Source organism: Shinella sp. (assembly GCF_035998705.1).
Taxonomy (GTDB): Bacteria; Pseudomonadota; Alphaproteobacteria; order Rhizobiales; family Rhizobiaceae; genus Shinella.
In genome coordinates, this window is sequence record NZ_DASYHH010000022.1 from 596,350 (window position 1) to 614,924 (window position 18,575).

Sequence of the window (18,575 nt, forward strand, 5' to 3'; positions counted from 1 at the left end):
AACCAAGGCAGGGACCGGCTCCGCCGCCCGCTCAGGGCGTCGGGAAGCCGAATTGCGGGTCCTGCAGGATGGTGAGGTCCTCGACCGGCTCGCCGCCGATACGCTGCAAAAGCAACTGGCCCATGGCCTCACCGGCGGCCTTCAGGTCCTCGTAGATCGTCTCGACCTTGGGCTGGATCTGGCTGAGCAACAGCGAGGTCTGCTTCGCGACGATGTCGTATTCCGTGCCGAGGGTGAAACCCTGGTCGCTCATGCCGGTGATGGTGGCGAGCGCCGAGACTTCGCCGGGACAGGCGAAGCCATCCGGCGGATCGGGCTCGGCGCTGCGGCGGCGCACATAGTCGCGGATCAGGTCGGCGGGGCTGTCGAGATCGAGCGTCTCGGGGATTTCGTAGGCGATGCCAGCCTCGCGCACCGCGGTCATGAAGCCGTGACGCATGTGCTGGTAGAAGGTGAGGCGCTTGGGGGGCAGGATGATCGTGACCTTGCGCCGGCCCTTGACGATCAGCCGCTTGGCGGCCTCGTAGGCAAAGGCGTAATTGTCGTAGTCGACGAAGGCGTGCGGGGTGGAGAATTCCGTGCGGCCGTGCGTGACGAAGGGAAAGCCGTTTTCCAGCAGCAGCCGCACGCGTGGGTCGAACGGCTCGGTGCGCGAAAAAATCAGGCCGTCGGCCATGCCGTTGCGGATGATGTAATTGACCGCATCGACATTGCTGCCGTCGAGAAAATTCGGCGTGACGATGAGATGGTAGGGCGTCGCCTGGAGCGCGCGCGCCAGGCCATGCATGATGGACGTGCCGAAGCCGAGGATTTCCTCATGCGGATCGAGCAGCACGGAAATGACATTGGTGCGACCGGTCTTGAGGCGCTGGGCGGCGCGGTCCGGCAGGTAGCCGATCTCGGCAGCGACCTCGTGCACGCGCCGGCGGGTATTTTCCGAAATCTGCGGCGCATTGCCGAGCGCGCGGGAGACCGTGGTGATCGCAAGGCCCGTCAGTTCGGCAATGGTCTTCAGCGTCGGCTTGCCGGCTCGGGGCGGGCTGCGGGCGGGTTCACTGTCGGCGGGCTTTTCGATGCGGGACACGGGTGCGTTTCTTTGCATGGCGGACGTCGATCGGCGGCACCATACCGGCGCACCCCGCCTCTAGCAATCTTGCGCTGCACAGAATTTAAAACGTTTTCCGTGCACTGCAAAAAGCGCCCGGATTTGCGGCAATCGCCCACACTGCCTGAATTTACCGCACTTGCGAAAGCACAGGGCGCCTTCTACCGGAGCGACTTGACTCCACAAATTTACAACGTTTTAAATTGGCGTGGCACTTTGAGCCGCAAACGGAATTCCGATGCCTTCAACGGCGTCGGGGAAATCGGCGGGAGGAGGCTCTCGCCCTCGAACTTGCAAACGGGAGGAATACGATGCGCAAGTTTCTGACAACCACTGCGATCGCCGCGGTGATGATGACCATGGGCGGCATGTCCGCTACCAAGGCAGCCGAAGGTGTGGAGGTTCTGCACTGGTGGACCTCCGGCGGTGAGGCAGCAGCCCTCGACGTCCTGAAGAAGGACCTGGAAGCCAAGGGCATTTCCTGGACAGACATGCCGGTTGCCGGCGGTGGCGGCACGGAAGCCATGACGGTTCTGCGCGCCCGCGTCACGGCCGGCAATGCGCCGACCGCGGTGCAGATGCTCGGCTTCGACATTCTCGACTGGGCCAAGGAAGGCGCACTCGGCAATCTCGACGAGATCGCTGCGAAAGAAGGCTGGGACAAGGTCATTCCGACCGCGCTCCAGCAGTTCTCGAAATATGACGGCCACTGGATCGCAGCACCCGTCAACGTGCATTCCACGAACTGGGTCTGGGTCAACAAGGCGGCCCTCGATGCGGCCGGCGGCAAGGAGCCGGCGAACTGGGATGAACTCGTCGCCCTGCTCGACAAGTTCAAGGAACAGGGCATCACGCCGGTCGCACACGGCGGCCAGCCATGGCAGGATGCGACGATCTTCGACGCGGTCGTGCTGTCCTTCGGCAACGACTTCTACAAGAAGGCCTTCATCGACCTCGATCCGGAAACGCTGGGCAGCCCCCAGATGAAGGAAGCCTTCGACCGCATGACGAAGCTGCGCTCCTATGTGGACGACAACTTCTCGGGCCGCGACTGGAACCTCGCATCCGCCATGGTCATCGAAGGCAAGGCCGGCGTACAGTTCATGGGCGACTGGGCGAAGGGCGAGTTCATCAAGGCCGGCAAGAAGCCGGGCACGGACTTCGTCTGCATGCGCTTCCCGGGCACGCAGGGCTCGGTCACCTTCAACTCCGACCAGTTCGCGATGTTCAAGGTTGCCGACGCAAAAATCCCGTCGCAGCTCGAAATGGCGACCGCGATCGAAAGCCCGGCCTTCCAGTCGGCCTTCAACGTGGTCAAGGGCTCGGCGCCTGCCCGCACGGACGTCTCGGACGAGGCCTTCGACGATTGCGGCAAGAAGGCCATCAAGGACCTTGCGGAAGCCAACGCCAACGGCTCGCTGTTCGGCTCCATGGCACACGGCCACGCCAACCCGGCCTCCGTCAAGAACGCGATCTATGACGTCGTGACCCGCCAGTTCAACGGCGAGCTTTCCTCCGAGGAAGCCGTGACGGAACTCAAGGCCGCCGTCGAGGCTGCGAAGTAAACAGAGGGCGCTGCCCCTCACCCTAACCCTCTCCCCGCACGCGGGGAGAGGGGACAGAGAGGGCACGGCAGAGTTCCTTCTCCCCGCTCGCGGGGAGAAGGTGCCGGTAGGCGGATGAGGGGCAAGGCCCCGCCGCTCGAAACCTAATTTCAACGGTGGTATCGACCATGGATAGCCGCAGCCGGCTGCAGGAGCTTTTGCCGAAGCTCGTGCTGGCACCCAGTTTCCTCATCGTGCTCGTCTTCGTCTACGGCTTCATCGCCTATACGGGCTTCCTGTCGCTGACGGACAGCAAGATGCTGCCCTCTTACAACTTCGTGGGGCTGAGCAACTATTCCAAGCTCTGGGCGCTGCCGCACTGGTGGCGGGCGATCTCGAATCTGGCGATCTTCGCCTCGCTCTACATCGTCATCTGCTCGGTGCTGGGCCTGGCGCTCGCCATCCTGCTCGACCAGAAGATCCGCGCGGAAGGCATCCTGCGGCCGATCTATCTTTACCCGATGGCGCTCTCCTTCATCGTGACGGGCACCGCCTGGAAGTGGTTCCTCGATCCGGGCATCGGTCTCGAGAACACCATGCACCTCTGGGGCTGGGAAAGCTTTTCCTTCAACTGGATCAAGGACCGCAACTACGCCATCTACTGCGTGGTGATCGCCGCCGTCTGGCAGTCCTCCGGCTTCGTCATGGCCATGTTCCTCGCCGGCCTTCGCGGCGTCGACAACGAGATCATCAAGGCCGCCCAGATCGACGGCGCCTCGACCTCGACGATCTATCGCCGCATCATCATTCCGCTGATGCGCCCGGTCTTCCTGTCGGCCTTCGTCGTGCTCGCCCACCTCGCCATCAAGGCCTATGACCTGGTCGTCGCCTTGACCGGCGGTGGCCCCGGCCAGGCGACCGAATTGCCGGCGACCTTCATGTATTCCTACACGTTCACCCGCAACCAGATGGGCATCGGCGCCTCGTCGGCCATCATCATGCTGGTCATGATCTTCTCGATCATCATCCCCTACCTCTATTCCGAAATCCGCGGAGGCAAAGGCCGATGAGCGCGCAAAATCCCGACAACGTCATCTCGCACAACAAGCTGACGCGCGCTCTGATCTATACCGCGCTCATCCTGTTCGCTGTCTATTACATGCTGCCGCTCTACGTCATGCTGGTGAACTCGCTGAAGCCGCTCGACGAAATTCGCCAGGGCGGCATGCTGAACCTGCCACAGGTCTGGACGATCGAGCCTTGGCTGCAAGCCTGGTCGACGGCACAGATCGGCGTGCAGCCGACGGGCCTTCGCCCCTTCTTCATCAACTCGATCCTGATGGTCGTGCCGGCAGTCGCCATCTCCACCATCATCGGCGCGCTGAACGGTTATGTTCTGACCAAGTGGCAGTTCAGGGGCTCGAACGTCTTCTTCGGCCTGCTGCTGCTCTCCTGCTTCATCCCGTTCCAGATCGTGCTGATCCCGATGGCCCGCATCCTCGGCATGCTGGGACTGGCCGGCTCGCTCTGGGGCCTGATCCTGGTGCATGTCGTCTACGGCCTCGGCTTCACCACGCTCTATTTCCGCAACTATTACGAAAACTTCCCGACCGAGCTGGTGCGTGCCGCCCAGATCGACGGCGCGAGCTTCTTCCAGATCTTCTACCGCATCCTGCTGCCGTCCTCGGGGCCGATCATCGTCGTCTCGGTCATCTGGCAGTTCACCAATATCTGGAACGACTTCCTGTTCGGCGCCTCGTTCTCCGGCGCGAACACCACACCGATGACGGTGGCGCTCAACAATCTCGTCTCGTCCTCGACCGGCGTGAAGGAATACAACGTTCACTTCGCAGGCGCGATCCTCGCCGCACTGCCCACCCTCATCGTCTACATCGTCTCCGGACGGTACTTCGTGCGCGGCCTGATGTCCGGCGCCGTGAAAGGATAACCCTCATGCCGTTCCTGAAAATCAGCAATCTGCGCAAATCCTACGGCTCGCTCGAAATCCTCAAGGACATCAACCTCGAGATCGAAGAGGGCGGCTTCCTCGTGCTGGTCGGCCCCTCCGGCTGCGGCAAGTCCACGCTGCTTAACACGATCGCCGGGCTGGAGCCGATCACGTCCGGCGACATCGCCATCGACGGCCGCTCGGTCGCGGGCCTGCATCCCTCCAAGCGCGACATCGCCATGGTGTTCCAGTCCTATGCGCTCTATCCGAACATGACCGTCGGCGGAAACATCGCCTTCGGCATGGAAATCCGCGGCGTGCCGAAGGACGAGCGCGACAAGGCGATCAAGCAGGTCGCCGACATGCTGCAGATCGGCCATCTGCTCGATCGCAAGCCCGGCCAGCTCTCCGGCGGCCAGCGCCAGCGCGTCGCCATGGGCCGCGCGCTGGTGCGCGACCCGAAACTCTTCCTCTTCGACGAGCCGCTGTCGAACCTCGACGCCAAGCTGCGCGTCGACATGCGCACGGAAATCAAGCGCCTGCACCAGCGCATGAACACCACCATCGTCTACGTAACGCATGACCAGATCGAGGCGATGACGCTCGCCACCAAGATCGCCGTGCTGAAGGACGGGGTGCTGCAACAGTTCGGTTCGCCGTCGGAAATCTACAACAACCCGTCCAACATCTTCGTCGCAGACTTCATGGGCTCGCCCGCGATGAACCTGCTCTCGGCAAAAATCGAGCAGAACGGCGCCGGCATGGCCGTCTCGCTTGCCCGTCCCCAGGCCGAACCGCTGGTGCTCTCCGTGCCGAACGCGCCAGGCAGCCTTTCCGCCTACAAGGGCAAGGACGTCATCTTCGGCATCCGCCCCGAGGCGCTGACCGACCCCGACGGCGCGGACCGCAATGCCCGCACCCTTGCCGAGGGCGATTGCCTGATCGAGGTCGTGGAGCCCGCCGGCGCCGACACCTTCGCCGTCACCCATCTCGGTGGCAAGCAGATCGTCGCGCGCCTCCGCGCCGATGTGGGCATTACTCCCGGCCAGACCGCACGCCTCGCCTTCAACCTCGACAAGGCGGTGTTCTTCGACCCCGCAAGCCAGCTTCGCATCGCCTGAGACCGCTATGACAACGCAGCCGGACATCGTCATCATAGGATCGGGAATAGGCGGCTCCACCATGGCCGCCGCCCTTGCCCCGACGGGCGCCAGGATCGTTATTCTGGAGGCGGGCGACCACCTGCCAGATCGCCCGGAAAACCGCGACCAGCGCGCCATCTTCCAGCGCGGCCACTTTCGCCCGAAGGAGATGTGGTACGAGGCCGACGGCACCGCCTTCAACCCCGGCAACTATTACAATGTCGGCGGCAACTCGAAATTCTACGGCGCAGTGCTCGTGCGCTACCGCAAGGAAGACTTCGAGGAGATGAAGCACCGCGACGGCGTCTCCCCCGCTTGGCCCTTCCCCTATGAAGAGCTGGAACCGTGGTATTCCGCCGCCGAAAAGCTCTACAATGTGCGCGGCACGCTGGGCGAGGATCCGACCGAGCCGCACCATTCCGCGCCCTACCCCTTCCCGCCCGTGCCAGATGAGCCCGCCATCGCCAAGGTGCGCGCAAGGATGAAGGCGAACGGGCTGCATCCCTATTCGCTGCCGCTCGGCGTGGATATCGACCGCTGGCTCGCCAAGGCGAAGACACCTTGGGATGCGCATCCGAACGCCAACGACGGCAAGATGGATGCCGAAAGCACCGCACTCGCGGAAGCGCTCAGGCACCCGAATGTCGAGCTGCGGACCAATTGCCGGGTGACCCGTCTCGCCACGGCCCCGCATGGCCGCACCATCTCCACCGTGCATTACATGCGTGGCGATCAGGCGGAGAGCCTTTCGCCGAAGCTGGTGATCCTATCGGCCGGCGCGGTGCAATCCGCCGTGCTCCTGCTGCGCTCGGCCTCGGAAGCTTTTCCGAAGGGGCTCGCCAACAGCTCCGACCAGGTCGGCCGCAATTTCATGAACCACAATTCGAGCGCCGTGATCGGCCTCTCGCCCTTCTATAAAAACACCTCCATCTACCAGAAGAGCTTCGGCTTCAACGACTACTACCTCTCGGACGGCAACGGCGGTGCACCGCTCGGCAATGTGCAGCTTCTCGGCCGCGTCTCCGGAAAAATCCTGAAGGCCAACATGCCCTCCGTGCCGGAATGGCTGCTGGAACACGTCGCCTCCCGTGCCATCGACTTCTACGCCATGAGCGAGGACCTGCCGCATTCCGAAAGCCGCATCATGGTCGATCGCGACCGCATCGTCATGAAGTGGACCCGCACCAACTGGCAGGCCCATCTCGACCTCGTGACCAAGCTGAAAGCCGCGCTGAAGAAGGCCGGCTTCCCCATCGTGCTCGCGCGCGCCTTCGACAAGCGCACGCCCTCGCACCAGTGCGGCACGGTCCGCATCGGCAACGATCCGACAACGGCGCCGCTCGATATCTGGAGCCGCGCCCATGACCATCCGAACCTCTTCGTGGTCGACGCCTCGTATCTGCCGACCTCGGCTGCGGTGAACCCGGCGCTGTCGGTCGCGGCGCAGGCGCTGCGCGTGGCGGACCGCATCAAATCGAGGGATCTCGCCGCATGACGACGCCAGCACGCCCCGTCGCCATCGTCACCGGCGGCCGCCGCGGCATCGGCCTCGGCATCGCAAAAGCCCTCGCGGCGCAGGGCTTCGACATCGCCATCACCGGTATCGGCGACAGCGATGCCGCGACCGACGCCATGCTCGCAGAGTTCGACAGCCGCGCGATCTACCTCAAGGCCGACCTCGCCGATCTCTCCGGCCATGCCGCAACCGTCAAGGCGATCGAAGACCGGCTCGGCGCCATCGGCTGCCTCGTCAACAATGCCGGCATCGCCTCCGTAGTGCGCGGCGATTTCCTCGATCTGGCGCCGGAGAACTTCGACACGATCGTCGCGACCAACCTGCGCGGCACGGTGTTCTTCACGCAAGCCGTGCTGAAGGCGATGCTGCATTCCAAACAGGCCGCCGGCCCGCGCTCGGTCATCAACATCACCTCCGTCTCCGCCTCGCTCGCCTCGCCCGAACGGCTGGACTACTGCATGACGAAGGCCGGGCTCGCCGCCTTCAGCCAGGGGCTGGCGCTGCGGCTCGCGGACACCGGCATTTCCGTCTTCGAGATCCGCCCCGGCATCATCCGCTCCGACATGACGGCTGGCGTTTCGACGAAATACGACACGCTGATCGAAGACGGTCTCGTTCCGATGAAACGCTGGGGCGAACCGGACGACATCGGCTCTGCCGCCGCAGCTTTGGCCACCGGCCAGTTCGCCTTCGCCACCGGTTCGGTGATCAATCTCGACGGCGGGCTCTCGATCGGCCGGCTTTGACAACCTACCTCCCCCCTTTGAGGGTAGGGCTATCGCATATGGAATTCGACTTTGCCGTTTTCCCCTTCTCCCCCCGCGGGGAGAAGGTGGCCCGAAGGGTCGGATGAGGGGGTGACGCGGATGGAATTTTTAGCTTTTTTGTCCTCGGCATCCCCCTCATCCGCCTGCCGGCACCTTCTCCCCCCGGGGGAGAAGGGGAAAACGGCAACGGTTTCCCGCCATATGCGATACCCCTCCCCCTCAAGGGGAGGGTAGAGAACCACTTGAGGAAACGGGAATGACCTACGACTACATCATCACCGGCGCCGGGCCTGCCGGTTGCGTTTTGGCGAACCGCCTCTCGGAAGACCCCACCGTGCGCGTGCTGCTGCTCGAAGCCGGCGGCGGGGACTGGAACCCGCTGTTCCACATGCCGGCCGGTTTCGCCAAGATGACCAAGGGTGTCGCGAGCTGGGGCTGGGAAACCGTGCCGCAGAAGCACATGAAAGGTCGCGTGCTGCGCTATACGCAGGCGAAGGTTCTCGGCGGCGGCTCCTCGATCAACGCGCAGCTCTACGCCCGCGGCAATGCGGCCGACTACGACCTTTGGGCCAGCGAAGACGGCTGCGAGGGCTGGAGCTACCGGGAAATCCTGCCCTATTTCAAGCGCGCCGAGGACAACCAGCGTTTTGCCGACGATTACCATTCCTATGGCGGGCCACTCGGCGTTTCCATGCCGGTCTCGGCGCTCCCGATCTGCGATGCCTATATCCGCGCCGGCCAGGAACTCGGCATTCCCTACAACCACGATTTCAACGGCCGCCAGCAGGCGGGCGTCGGCTTCTACCAGTTGACCCAGCGCAACCGCCGCCGCTCCTCCGCCTCGCTCGCCTACCTCTCGCCGATCAAGGACCGAAAGAACCTGACCATCCGCACCGGCGCCCGCGTCGCCCGCATCGTGCTCGAAGGTTTTCGCGCGGTCGGCGTCGAGGTTGTCACTACGAAGGGCATGGAGACGATCCGGGCGGAACGCGAGGTGCTCGTCTCCTCCGGCGCCATCGGCTCGCCGAAACTGCTCCAGCAATCCGGCATCGGCCCGCCCGACCATCTCAGATCCGTCGGCGTCGCGGTGAAACACGACCTGCCCGGCGTCGGCTCCAACCTGCAGGACCACCTCGACCTGTTCGTGATTGCCGAATGCACCGGCGACCACACCTATGACGGCGTCGCCAAACCACACCGCACGCTCTGGGCCGGCCTGCAATATGTGCTGTTCCGCTCCGGCCCGGTCGCCTCATCGCTCTTCGAGACCGGCGGCTTCTGGTATGCCGATCCGGATGCGCGCTCGCCGGATATCCAGTTCCACCTCGGCCTCGGCTCCGGCATCGAGGCGGGCGTCGAAAGACTGAAAAATGCCGGCGTGACGCTGAACTCCGCCTACCTGCATCCGCGCTCGCGCGGCACGGTCCGGCTGTCGTCCACGGATCCCTCCGCCGCACCGCTGATCGACCCGAACTACTGGGAAGACCCGCATGACCGGAAAATGTCGATCGAGGGGCTGAAGATTGCCCGCGAGATCATGCAGCAGGCCGCGCTGAAATCCTATGTGCTGGCCGAGCGTCTGCCGGGGCCGAAGGTCGTCACCGACGAGGACCTGTTCGAGTACGGCTGCGCCAATGCCAAGACCGACCATCACCCGGTCGGCACCTGCAAGATGGGCACCGGCGCGGACGCCGTGGTCGGTCTCGATCTGAAGGTGCACGGGCTTGAAGGCCTGCGCGTCTGCGACAGTTCCGTCATGCCGCGCGTTCCCTCCGCCAACACCAATGCGCCAACCATCATGGTGGGCGAGAAGGGCGCCGACATCATCCGCGGCCTGCCGGCACTGCCGGCCCAGGTCTTCCAACATGAACGCAACGACGCGCGGCCCCGTGCCCGCGCCAATATCAGATAGGAGACACCATGATCCGCCACTGCGTCTTCATCCACTTCAAGCCGACCATTTCCGCCCACTACAAGGCAGAACTCTTCAACGAGATCGACGCCTTGAAGGCCCGGATTCCAGGCATGCTCGCCGTGCATATCGGCACGAATGTAAGCCCGGAAGAGGGCATGGACAAGGGTTTTGCCGACGGCTTCATCGTCGACTTCGCCGACAGCTTTGCGCGCGATGCCTATCTGGAAGACCCGGAGCACAAGCAGACCGGCGGCCGGCTTGTCGCCGCTGCCGAAGGCGGCATCGCGGGCATCCTTGTCTACGACCTCGAAACCGACGACTAAAGCAATTCCAGCAAAAGTGCGCAGCGGTTTTGCGTCCGGAATTGCGTAAAAACACAGAGATAGAGCGTTTTCGCGATTCGAAGAAACGCGGAAATGCTCTAGACCCGGCCCGCCCGGCGCGACAACACCCGCTCGAGAGCGGAAAAGGCATCGTAGATCAGCACCGCCAGAACGGCGACCACAAGGCCGCCTTGCAGCACGAAGGCGAGGTTGTTGGATTGCAGGCCGGCGATGATGACCTCGCCGAGTGTCTTGGCCGCAACCGTCGAACCGATGGTGGCGGTGGCGAGGCTGATCGTCACCGAAAGCCGGATGCCGGCAAGAACGACCGGCAGCGCCAGCGGCAGCTCCACCTTGGTGAGCCGCTGCCACGCCGTCATGCCCGTGCCGCGCGCTGCCTCGACGATGGCCGGCGGCAGGGTGGAGAGGCCCGTCATGGCATTTTCGAAGATCGGCAGCAGGCCATAGAGGAACAGCGCGATCAGCGTCGGTTTCTCGCCGAAGCCGACGGCGGGAACGGCAAGCGCCAGCACCGCGACGGGTGGAAAGGTCTGGCCGATATTGACGAGGCTTCGTGACAGCGGCAGGAATTCCGCGCCAATCGGCCTTGTGACGAGGATGGCAAGGCTGACGGCGACGATGGTCGCGGCGAGCGTCGCGGTAAAGACCGTCGCAAGGTGCGACAGCGTCAGCGCAAGCAGGCTGCCCTGATTGTAGATCGCCGGTGCATTGGCCTGCACGAGCGGCTTCAACAATGGCTCGAACAGCATGGGCTGGACGAGGAAGGCGATCAGGATCACCAGCGCCGCCAGCCGCAGGAGATTGGGCAGAAACCGCTTCATTGCGGCCTCGCTGCGCGGCGGGTGAGCGCGGCAAGCGTGACGCGACCGAGCGGCGCACCATCAGCAGTGACGACCGGCAGCGCCTCGCGCCCGGACCAGAGCAGCGCGGAGAGCGCATCCCGCTGGCTGAGCGCCGCCGCGATCGGCTCGCCCTCCGCCTCGCCGGCCTCCGCGGCATCGGCCACGGTGCCGATCGACAGCAGTCGGAACGGGCGCTCGCCCGCGCCGATCAGCGTCTCGACGAAATCAGTCGCCGGGTTCACCAGCATGTCCTGCGGCGCCGCGTATTGCACGATCTTGCCCTTGTCCATGACGGCGATCTTGTCGGCGAGATGGAAGGCCTCCTCCATGTCATGCGTGACGAGCACGATGGTGGTGCCGAAATGTTTCTGGATCGCCAGCAGATCCTCCTGCGCCTTGGCACGGATAACCGGGTCGAGCGCGCCAAAAGGTTCGTCCATCAGCAGGATGTTCGGCTCGGCCGCAAGCGCGCGGGCCACCCCGACACGCTGCTGCTGGCCGCCGGAAAGCTCATGCGGATAACGCGGGCCGAAGGCGGTGGGGTCGAGCTGGAAGAGCGTCAGCAATTCCTTGACCTTGGCGTCGATGCGGGGTTTGTCCCAGCCGAGCAGCGTCGGCACCGTGGCGATGTTTTCCGCAACGGTGCGATGCGGGAAGAGCCCATGGCCCTGGATGGCATAGCCGATGCGGCGGCGCAGCTCGTAGCCAGGGATCGCGCTGTTCGGCTCGCCGTCGATCAGGATTTTTCCCGATGTCGGTTCGACGAGGCGGTTGATCATGCGCATCAGCGTCGTCTTGCCGGAGCCGGACGTGCCGACGATGACGGTAATCGTGCGCGGCGCAATCGTCATCGAGACGGTGTCGACGACCGTCGTGTCGCCGTAGCGCTTGGTGATGGTGTCGATCTCGATCATGCGGCCCTGCCGGGTTTGTTGCTGGAAAGTTCGGTTGCCGCATCGAGCACGATGGCAGCGGCGAAGGCGAGCGCCACGGTCGGCACCGCGCCGAGCAGCACGAGATCCATGGCCGTCTGGCCGATGCCTTGGAAGACGAAAACGCCGAACCCCCCGCCGCCGATCAGCGCCGCGATCGTCGCAAGCCCGATATTCTGCACCAGCACGATGCGGATACCGGTGAGGATGACCGGGAAGGCCAGCGGCAGTTCGACGCCGAAAAGCCGCTGGCGATCCGTCATGCCGATGCCGCGCGCCGCATCGTTCGCGTCCCGCGGCACGCCGGCAAGGCCGACCACCGTATTGGCGACGACCGGCAGCAGCGAATAGAGGAAGAGCGCCACGAAGGCGGGTGCGGCGCCGATGCCCCGGATGCCGATTGCCGCGGCCCCGGGCACATTGAGCGCGATCCAGCCGAGCGGCGCGATCAACAGGCCGAACAGCGCGATCGACGGGATCGTCTGGATGATGTTCAGCACGTTGAGCACGCCGGCGCGCAGCGCCTCGACGCGATGGCAGAGAATGCCGAGCGGCAGGCCGACGAGCACGGCCGCCGCCAGCGAACCGAGCGCCAGCATGACATGCCGGCTCGCCTCCAGCCAGAAGGTTTCGGCGCGGCTGCCATATTCCTTGAGGATCGACAGGCCATCCCAGACGCCGGACATCAGCAGCGCCGCAGCAGCGGCAGCAACGACGGCGAGCAGCGCGACCCGGGCAAGCGGCGACAATTTCAGCCGCGCCAGCGCATCGGTGGTCACCAGTGCGAAGGCGAAGCTCGTGAGCCAGAAGCCCGAGGCCGGCGAAACGCGGGCATAGGTATTTTCCGGCGGCGTCAGGTGGCCGGCGGCAAGGCCGATGAGGATGGCGAGCGCAAGCAGCGCGACAAGGCCGAGCACCAGCCGGAAGAGGGTCGGCGTCTTCGCCGCGATGAGGACGATGGCGACGACGGCAAAGGCGAGGAACGCGGCGCCCAGCCCCGCGGGAAGCGCCTCGATGATCGACCGCGCCTCGCCGGGCACGATACGGTTTGCCCGAAAATTGGCAAACGGCGCCAGGAACGCGCCGTAGGCCAGCAATGCGGCGATCACCACGCCGAGCTTGTCGATCCTGAACCGCATGCGCACCTTTCCGGAAGAGACGTCCCCCGCCCGGTCGGGCGGAGGACTGGAGCATTTCCAGCCGAAGCGACTACGCTTTGGCGTCGGATAATGCGGTAAAACAACTAGCGAGCTTACTTGATGAAGCCGTTCTTCTTCAGGAAGTCCTCGGCGACGGCCTTCGCCGGCTCGCCGCCGACCTGGACGCGGCCGTTGAGATCCTGCAGCGTCACGAGATCGAGCTTTTCGAAGACCGGCTTCAAAATTTCCTCGATCTGCGGATTGGCCTTCAGCACCTCCTCACGGATGACCGGCGACGGCTGGTAGACCGGCTGCACGCCCTTGTCGTCTTCGAGAACGACGAGACCCGACGGTGCGATGCCGCCATCCGTGCCGTAGACCATCGCGGCATTGGCATTGTTGGTCTGGTTGGCGGCGGCCGCGATCGTCGCAGCCGTGTCGCCGCCCGAAAGCGTGATCAGCTGTTCCGGCTTCAACGTGAAGGCATAGGTCGTCTGGAAGGCCGGCAGGGCCGCAGCCGAATTCACGAATTCGGACGAAGCCGCGAGCACCACCTGTCCACCGCCGGCAACATATTTGCCGAAATCGGTCAGAGTCACCAGCTTGTTCGGCTCGGCGACATCCTTGCGCAGCGCGATCGCCCAGGTGTTGTTGGCAGGCGACGGCGTCAGCCAGACGATCTTGTTGGCATCGAAATCGAGCGTCTTGGCGAGTTCGTAGGCCTTGGCCGCATCCTTCCAGGCCGGATCGTCGGCCTTCTCGAAGAAGAAGGCGGCATTGCCGGTATATTCCGGATAGATGTCGATCTCGCCCGCGATGATCGCCTGGCGCACGACCGGGGTCGCGCCAAGCTGCACGCGGTCGGTCGTCTCTATGCCGTTGGCATTCAGCACGGCGAGGATGATGTTGCCGAGCACGCCGCCTTCGGTGTCGATCTTCGACGAGACGACGACCTGAGCCTGGGCGGCGCCGGCTGCAAGGCCGAGGGCCAGAGCTGCTCCGATGAATTTGACGACTGGGCGCATGGGAAAACCTTTCGTTCTGTGCGGGAACCCGAAGTGGCATTCAGACCACGTTTGGGAACGCCCGTCCGGGCAAGGCATTTCATATATGGCAGTGAATCGCAAAAAATAGACCGCGTCGCCAAGACTCCACACGACGTTTGTTGCCGCGTTCAAAGCGCTTTCAAGATTGTGCGAAGAGAAGCGGTTTGGCAACAGAAACGCGTTGCAATTGCCGGTCGCATTCGACACTCTCGGCGAAGGCCCGCTCCCATTTCCGATACCGCATTTCATCACCTTGCCGGGGAAACATCCCGGGGCCGATGTCCGGCGCAGATTTCATGAGGGGACACATGAGCATCTATATTCTTGCATTGCTGATCGGCGTGGTGGCAGGGCTTCGGGCGATGACGGCACCGGCCGCCGTCAGCATCGGCGCCGCCCTTGGCTGGCTGTCGGTTTCCGGCACCTGGGCGGCCTTCATGGGCTACCGCTTCACCCCCTACATCTTCGGCCTCCTGGCGCTGGTCGAATTCGTCACGGACCAGTTGCCGAGCACGCCGAGCCGCAAGGTGCCGCAGCAGTTCGGCGCACGCCTCGTCAGCGGCGCCTTCTGCGGCGCGGTTATCGGCACGGCCGGCGGCGCGCTGATCGGCGGCCTCGTTGCCGGCGTGGTCGGCGCGGTCATCGGCACGCTCGGCGGCGCGGAAGCCCGCCAGCGCCTCGTCGCGGCCACCGGCGGCAGGGACCTGCCCATCGCGCTCCTGGAAGACGCCGTCGCCGTGCTGCTCGGTCTCTTCGTCGTCTCGTCGGTCGTCTGATGCGCACGTTCGACGCCATCATCATCGGCGCGGGGCAGGCCGGCCCGTCGCTTGCCGGCCGGCTGACGGCCGCCGGCAAGACGGTCGCCCTCATCGAGCGTAAACTCGTCGGCGGCACCTGCGTCAACACAGGCTGCATGCCGACCAAGGCCATGGTCGCCAGCGCCTATGCCGCCCACCTCGCCCGCCGCGGCGGCGAGTATGGCGTGGTGACGGGGGATATCTCGATCGACTTCGCCAAGGTCATGGCGCGCAAGGACAAAGTGCGCTTCGACGCCCGCAAGGGCAACGAGGACTGGCTGACGGGCATGCAGGGCCTCACCTTCATCCGTGGCCATGCGCGTTTCGAAAGCCCGACCGAAATCCGCGTCGGCGACGAACTGCTATCAGCCGACCAGATCTTCCTCAATGTCGGCGGCCGCGCCGTCGTGCCGGATTTCCCGGGCGTCGGCGATGTGCCCTATCTCGACAATGTCTCGATGATGGAGCTGACCGAGGTGCCAGAACATCTGGTCGTCATCGGCGGCAGTTACATCGGGCTGGAATTCGCCCAGATGTTCCGCCGTTTCGGCTCGCAGGTGACGGTCGTCGAGAAAGGCCCGCGGCTGATCGCCCGCGAGGACGAGGACGTCAGCGCCGCCGTGCGCGACATCCTGGAGCGCGAGGGCATCCATATCCGCACCGGGGCGGAATGCATCCGCTTCTTCGGACAGGAGGCCCACGTCGGGGTGGGCGTCGATTGCACGGCCGGCCCGCCGGAGATCGTCGGCTCGCACATCCTGCTCGCCACCGGAAGGCGGCCGAACACCGATGACCTCGGCCTCGACAAGGCCGGCGTCGCGGTGGACAAGCGCGGCTATATCACCGTCGACGAGCGACTGGAAACCAACGTGCCCGGCATCTACGCGATGGGCGACTGCAACGGCCGCGGCGCCTTCACCCACACCGCCTATAACGACTTCGAAATCGTCGCCGCCAACCTCATCGACAACGAGCCGCGCAAGGTCTCGGACCGTATCCAGACCTACGCGCTCTACATCGACCCGCCCCTCGGCCGCGCCGGCATGAGCGAGACGGAAGCCCGCAAGACCGGCCGCAAGCTGCTCATCGGCACCCGCCCGATGACGCGGGTCGGCCGCGCCAAGGAAAAGGGCGAAACGCTCGGTTTCATGAAGGTGATCGCCGATGCCGAGACCAAGGAAATCCTCGGCGCCTCCCTCCTCGGCACCGGCTGCGACGAGGCGGTGCAGAGCATTTTGGACGTAATGTATGCGGGCAAGCCCTACACGACCATCACCCACGCGGTGCATATCCACCCTACGGTGACGGAACTGATCCCGACGGTGTTCGGGGACATGCAGCCTGTGGAATGAGCAAGGCCCGGGATCGCTCCCGGGCCGTCTGGCACCTACCTCCCCCTTGAGGGGGGAGGTCGCCGCGAAGCGGCGGGTGGGGGTGATCCGCATCCGCGCCGGCATCACGTTTGGAGAGGTCGCGTCACCCCACCCCGGACCTCCGGTCCGACCCTCCCCCTCAAGGGGAGGGTAAGCTGCCGCCCGGCTTTGCGAACCACTCACTACTTCCTGATCGTCAGCGCCGGGTTATGGGCGAAGAAGTTGTGCGGCATGATGTGCACGGTCTTCCACTCCGTCGACATCACCGGCCAGTCTTCCATGCGCGGAATGTGGTGGAAGCCGGCGGAAAACCAGGTGACGATGTCCTTGCCCATCAGGCTCTGGTCCTTCTTCACCCATTCGGCGAGCGTATCCGAGCCATCGCTCTGCATGGCGAACTTGCCGCCGGCATAGCGCTGTTCCGGATCATAGACCGTGTTCCACACCGAATATTCGATATAGGCATTGCGCTTCATCGGCGGGTCGTTCTCGAAATCGAAGGGGCCGTAGGACACGTCGCCATGGTGGATCATGTAACCCGGCTCGTGGCCGAGATAACCCTCACGCGACGGGTCGGAGATGTGGAAGTAGCGCGGCTGCGAGGACGAGAGCTTGTAGCGCGCCTCCATCTCCGTCATCGGCATCTTGTGCTCGACCGTCCACATCGACTTGCGCGGGCTCGACGCATCGAGCTTCGCCGGCACGATGTCCATCGTGGAAAAATGGTTGACCGGCTGGTCGATATCGAAGTCGATGCGGAAGTTGAAGTAGTGGTCGTGGTTGGCGGCGACCAGGTTCGGCGCGATCAGCGTGCCATAGGCCGTGTCCGCCTTCGCCGTCGCGTCCTTCATCGAGGTGGAGGCGACGCCCTTCACCGCATCGAGGCCGGTGGCGCCGACATAGATGTTGACCTGGCCGTTCTGCTGCAGGCGGTAGTCGATCAGATAGTCATAGTTGCCGACTTCCGAGGCCGTGCGCACCACGAGTTCCGTTGCCGGCCGCCCTTCCGCCGGCACCGGGTTTTCCGGCGTCTGCGCGAAGACTTCGAAATGGCGCCAGGCGGGATCGCCGATATTGCGCTCGAAGACGCAGATCGCATCGGGAATGACGAGCGGCGCGCCCTTGTCGTCGGCAATCGTCGCCGGCAGGAAGGTCGCATGCGACGGGCAGTCGATGCCGGCGCGCAAGGGGCTCAGGAACAGGCCGAAACCATATTCCCCGCTGTCCATGTAGGTGCGCCAGTACCAGCCTTCCGTCGGGTCCATATAGGGCACGAAGACTTCGGAGAGATGCGCCTGGTAGATGACCGAGCGCCAGGTGCCGGCATCGTTGACATCGAGATTGGAGACGACGAGGCCAGGGCGCTTGTCGACGCGGAAGTTGAAGCGCCACATATCCCATTCGATATGGCTGCCATCGATCTTGTAGTTCGGGCCGCCTTCCTGCACGAGCTTGACGGGGTTCGTTTCGGCACGCAGCGGCAGGCGCTTGGCGACCTCCTCCTCCGTGTAACCCCAGCCATCCTTCGGCCCTTCGACGACGCCGGTATCGATGACGCGGAGCACTTCCTTCTTGCCGATATCGTAGACGGCGAAGAGGCCTTCGACCGGTTTGGCATAGAAGTTGGAGCCTTCCGGCACCTGGTAACACGGTACCTTCATCAGTCGGGAATTCTGGTATTCCTCCGTGAAGAAATTGCCGCCGGTCAGCGGCAGGCAGAAGGCCTGTTCCGGCTTCAGGCCGCGCTTGGCAAGCCCCGCCACCATGTCCGGATGGCCGAGCGCGCCTTCCAGCGCGTTCATGAACTCGGTGAAGAGCACCATCGGCTGGCCGGCGGTCTTGGCATTGCTCTCGACCGTGCCCTTGGTGATGTTGACGACCGCCTCGCTAAAGCCCTCGGCGCTGGTGAAATAGACCGTCGCCTTGCGGTCGAGGCTGTCGCCTTCCTTCCACGCCAGCACGTCGGCCTTCGCGGGCTCCTTCAGCTCGATCAGCGGATAGAGTGTGTTGTCGTCCGCGACCTTCTGCTCGCGCAGGATCTGGTTGATCTTCTGGTATTCCTCGGCCGTCAACCCGTCGAGCGGATGGGCCGCAGCCGCACCGGCGGCAAGGCCGAGCGCCAGCGCCGACGAGGCCAGGTGTTTGAAAAGTCTCATGATCGTTCC

At 64.3% G+C, this 18,575-nt stretch carries 16 protein-coding genes; 10 read left to right on the top strand and 6 right to left on the bottom strand.

Annotated features, from left to right (window positions below; all coding sequences use genetic code 11):
* Positions 1-31: 31 nt before the first annotated feature.
* Complete coding sequence (locus VGN93_RS19520; RefSeq protein WP_414714131.1) at positions 32-1,075, bottom strand: LacI family transcriptional regulator; 1,044 nt, start codon at positions 1,073-1,075, stop codon at positions 32-34.
* A 380-nt stretch (positions 1,076-1,455) separates the two neighbouring features.
* Here VGN93_RS19520 and VGN93_RS19525 point away from each other — a divergent pair, with 380 nt between their 5' ends.
* From VGN93_RS19525 to VGN93_RS19560, 8 genes are all read left to right on the top strand, one after another.
* The gene (locus VGN93_RS19525; protein ID WP_319320802.1) at positions 1,456-2,670 is read left to right on the top strand and encodes an ABC transporter substrate-binding protein; all 1,215 of its coding nucleotides are present in this window, start codon (positions 1,456-1,458) and stop codon (positions 2,668-2,670) included.
* Between the two features lie 167 nt (positions 2,671-2,837).
* Entirely contained in the window at positions 2,838-3,719 is an 882-nt protein-coding gene (locus VGN93_RS19530) for a sugar ABC transporter permease (RefSeq protein WP_327508735.1), read from the top strand.
* Entirely contained in the window at positions 3,716-4,597 is an 882-nt protein-coding gene (locus VGN93_RS19535) for a carbohydrate ABC transporter permease (protein ID WP_327508736.1), read from the top strand. Before VGN93_RS19530 ends, VGN93_RS19535 begins: the two co-directional genes overlap by 4 nt.
* 5 nt (positions 4,598-4,602) lie before the next feature.
* Positions 4,603-5,718: an ABC transporter ATP-binding protein gene (locus VGN93_RS19540; protein WP_327508737.1), complete on the top strand. Its 1,116-nt coding sequence runs from the start codon at positions 4,603-4,605 to the stop codon at positions 5,716-5,718.
* 7 nt (positions 5,719-5,725) lie between these two features.
* Positions 5,726-7,234: a GMC family oxidoreductase gene (locus VGN93_RS19545; RefSeq protein ID WP_327508738.1), complete on the top strand. Its 1,509-nt coding sequence runs from the start codon at positions 5,726-5,728 to the stop codon at positions 7,232-7,234.
* Positions 7,231-8,001, top strand: a complete 771-nt coding sequence (locus tag VGN93_RS19550) for a 3-ketoacyl-ACP reductase (RefSeq protein ID WP_327508739.1) — start codon at positions 7,231-7,233, stop codon at positions 7,999-8,001. The genes VGN93_RS19545 and VGN93_RS19550 overlap by 4 nt, the downstream gene beginning before the upstream one ends.
* Positions 8,002-8,278: 277 nt before the next feature.
* Positions 8,279-9,934: a GMC family oxidoreductase gene (locus VGN93_RS19555; RefSeq protein ID WP_327508740.1), complete on the top strand. Its 1,656-nt coding sequence runs from the start codon at positions 8,279-8,281 to the stop codon at positions 9,932-9,934.
* An 8-nt stretch (positions 9,935-9,942) separates the two neighbouring features.
* A complete protein-coding gene (locus VGN93_RS19560) occupies positions 9,943-10,260 on the top strand; it encodes a Dabb family protein (protein WP_327508741.1) in 318 nt (105 codons plus the stop codon).
* Between the two features lie 98 nt (positions 10,261-10,358).
* Here the strand turns inward: VGN93_RS19560 and VGN93_RS19565 are convergent, their stop codons facing one another.
* The 4 genes from VGN93_RS19565 to osmF all read right to left on the bottom strand — a co-directional run bounded on the left by VGN93_RS19565 (position 10,359) and on the right by osmF (position 14,219).
* A complete protein-coding gene (locus tag VGN93_RS19565) occupies positions 10,359-11,102 on the bottom strand; it encodes an ABC transporter permease (protein ID WP_327508742.1) in 744 nt (247 codons plus the stop codon).
* Positions 11,099-12,037: an ABC transporter ATP-binding protein gene (locus VGN93_RS19570; RefSeq protein WP_327508743.1), complete on the bottom strand. Its 939-nt coding sequence runs from the start codon at positions 12,035-12,037 to the stop codon at positions 11,099-11,101. The genes VGN93_RS19565 and VGN93_RS19570 overlap by 4 nt, the downstream gene beginning before the upstream one ends.
* A complete protein-coding gene (locus tag VGN93_RS19575; protein WP_327508744.1) occupies positions 12,034-13,194 on the bottom strand; it encodes an ABC transporter permease in 1,161 nt (386 codons plus the stop codon). Before VGN93_RS19575 ends, VGN93_RS19570 begins: the two co-directional genes overlap by 4 nt.
* A gap of 113 nt (positions 13,195-13,307) precedes the next feature.
* Positions 13,308-14,219, bottom strand: a complete 912-nt coding sequence (gene osmF / locus VGN93_RS19580) for a glycine betaine ABC transporter substrate-binding protein OsmF (RefSeq protein ID WP_327508745.1) — start codon at positions 14,217-14,219, stop codon at positions 13,308-13,310.
* 329 nt (positions 14,220-14,548) lie between these two features.
* On the opposite strand from osmF, the gene VGN93_RS19585 reads away from it, so the two are divergent.
* Both VGN93_RS19585 and VGN93_RS19590 read left to right on the top strand, forming a co-directional pair.
* Positions 14,549-15,016: a DUF4126 domain-containing protein gene (locus VGN93_RS19585; protein ID WP_327508917.1), complete on the top strand. Its 468-nt coding sequence runs from the start codon at positions 14,549-14,551 to the stop codon at positions 15,014-15,016.
* Entirely contained in the window at positions 15,013-16,389 is a 1,377-nt protein-coding gene (locus VGN93_RS19590) for an FAD-containing oxidoreductase (RefSeq protein WP_319320796.1), read from the top strand. Before VGN93_RS19585 ends, VGN93_RS19590 begins: the two co-directional genes overlap by 4 nt.
* A gap of 203 nt (positions 16,390-16,592) precedes the next feature.
* Here VGN93_RS19590 and VGN93_RS19595 read toward each other — a convergent pair whose 3' ends face one another.
* The gene (locus VGN93_RS19595; RefSeq protein ID WP_319320414.1) at positions 16,593-18,566 is read right to left on the bottom strand and encodes a tyramine oxidase; all 1,974 of its coding nucleotides are present in this window, start codon (positions 18,564-18,566) and stop codon (positions 16,593-16,595) included.
* Positions 18,567-18,575 lie beyond the last annotated feature (9 nt).

Excerpts from the sequence above, each read along its gene's own strand:
- VGN93_RS19525 (WP_319320802.1), top strand. The coding sequence starts at position 1,456 with ATGATGACCATGGGCGGCATGTCCGCTACCAAGGCAGCCGAAGGTGTG.
- VGN93_RS19530 (WP_327508735.1), top strand. The coding sequence starts at position 2,838 with ATGGATAGCCGCAGCCGGCTGCAGGAGCTTTTGCCGAAGCTCGTGCTG.
- VGN93_RS19535 (WP_327508736.1), top strand. The coding sequence starts at position 3,716 with ATGAGCGCGCAAAATCCCGACAACGTCATCTCGCACAACAAGCTGACG.
- VGN93_RS19540 (WP_327508737.1), top strand. The coding sequence starts at position 4,603 with ATGCCGTTCCTGAAAATCAGCAATCTGCGCAAATCCTACGGCTCGCTC.
- VGN93_RS19545 (WP_327508738.1), top strand. The coding sequence starts at position 5,726 with ATGACAACGCAGCCGGACATCGTCATCATAGGATCGGGAATAGGCGGC.
- VGN93_RS19550 (WP_327508739.1), top strand. The coding sequence starts at position 7,231 with ATGACGACGCCAGCACGCCCCGTCGCCATCGTCACCGGCGGCCGCCGC.
- VGN93_RS19555 (WP_327508740.1), top strand. The coding sequence starts at position 8,279 with ATGACCTACGACTACATCATCACCGGCGCCGGGCCTGCCGGTTGCGTT.
- VGN93_RS19560 (WP_327508741.1), top strand. The coding sequence starts at position 9,943 with ATGATCCGCCACTGCGTCTTCATCCACTTCAAGCCGACCATTTCCGCC.
- VGN93_RS19565 (WP_327508742.1), bottom strand. The coding sequence starts at position 11,102 with ATGAAGCGGTTTCTGCCCAATCTCCTGCGGCTGGCGGCGCTGGTGATC.
- VGN93_RS19570 (WP_327508743.1), bottom strand. The coding sequence starts at position 12,037 with ATGATCGAGATCGACACCATCACCAAGCGCTACGGCGACACGACGGTC.
- VGN93_RS19575 (WP_327508744.1), bottom strand. The coding sequence starts at position 13,194 with ATGCGGTTCAGGATCGACAAGCTCGGCGTGGTGATCGCCGCATTGCTG.
- osmF (WP_327508745.1), bottom strand. The coding sequence starts at position 14,219 with ATGCGCCCAGTCGTCAAATTCATCGGAGCAGCTCTGGCCCTCGGCCTT.
- VGN93_RS19585 (WP_327508917.1), top strand. The coding sequence starts at position 14,549 with ATGAGCATCTATATTCTTGCATTGCTGATCGGCGTGGTGGCAGGGCTT.
- VGN93_RS19595 (WP_319320414.1), bottom strand. The coding sequence starts at position 18,566 with ATGAGACTTTTCAAACACCTGGCCTCGTCGGCGCTGGCGCTCGGCCTT.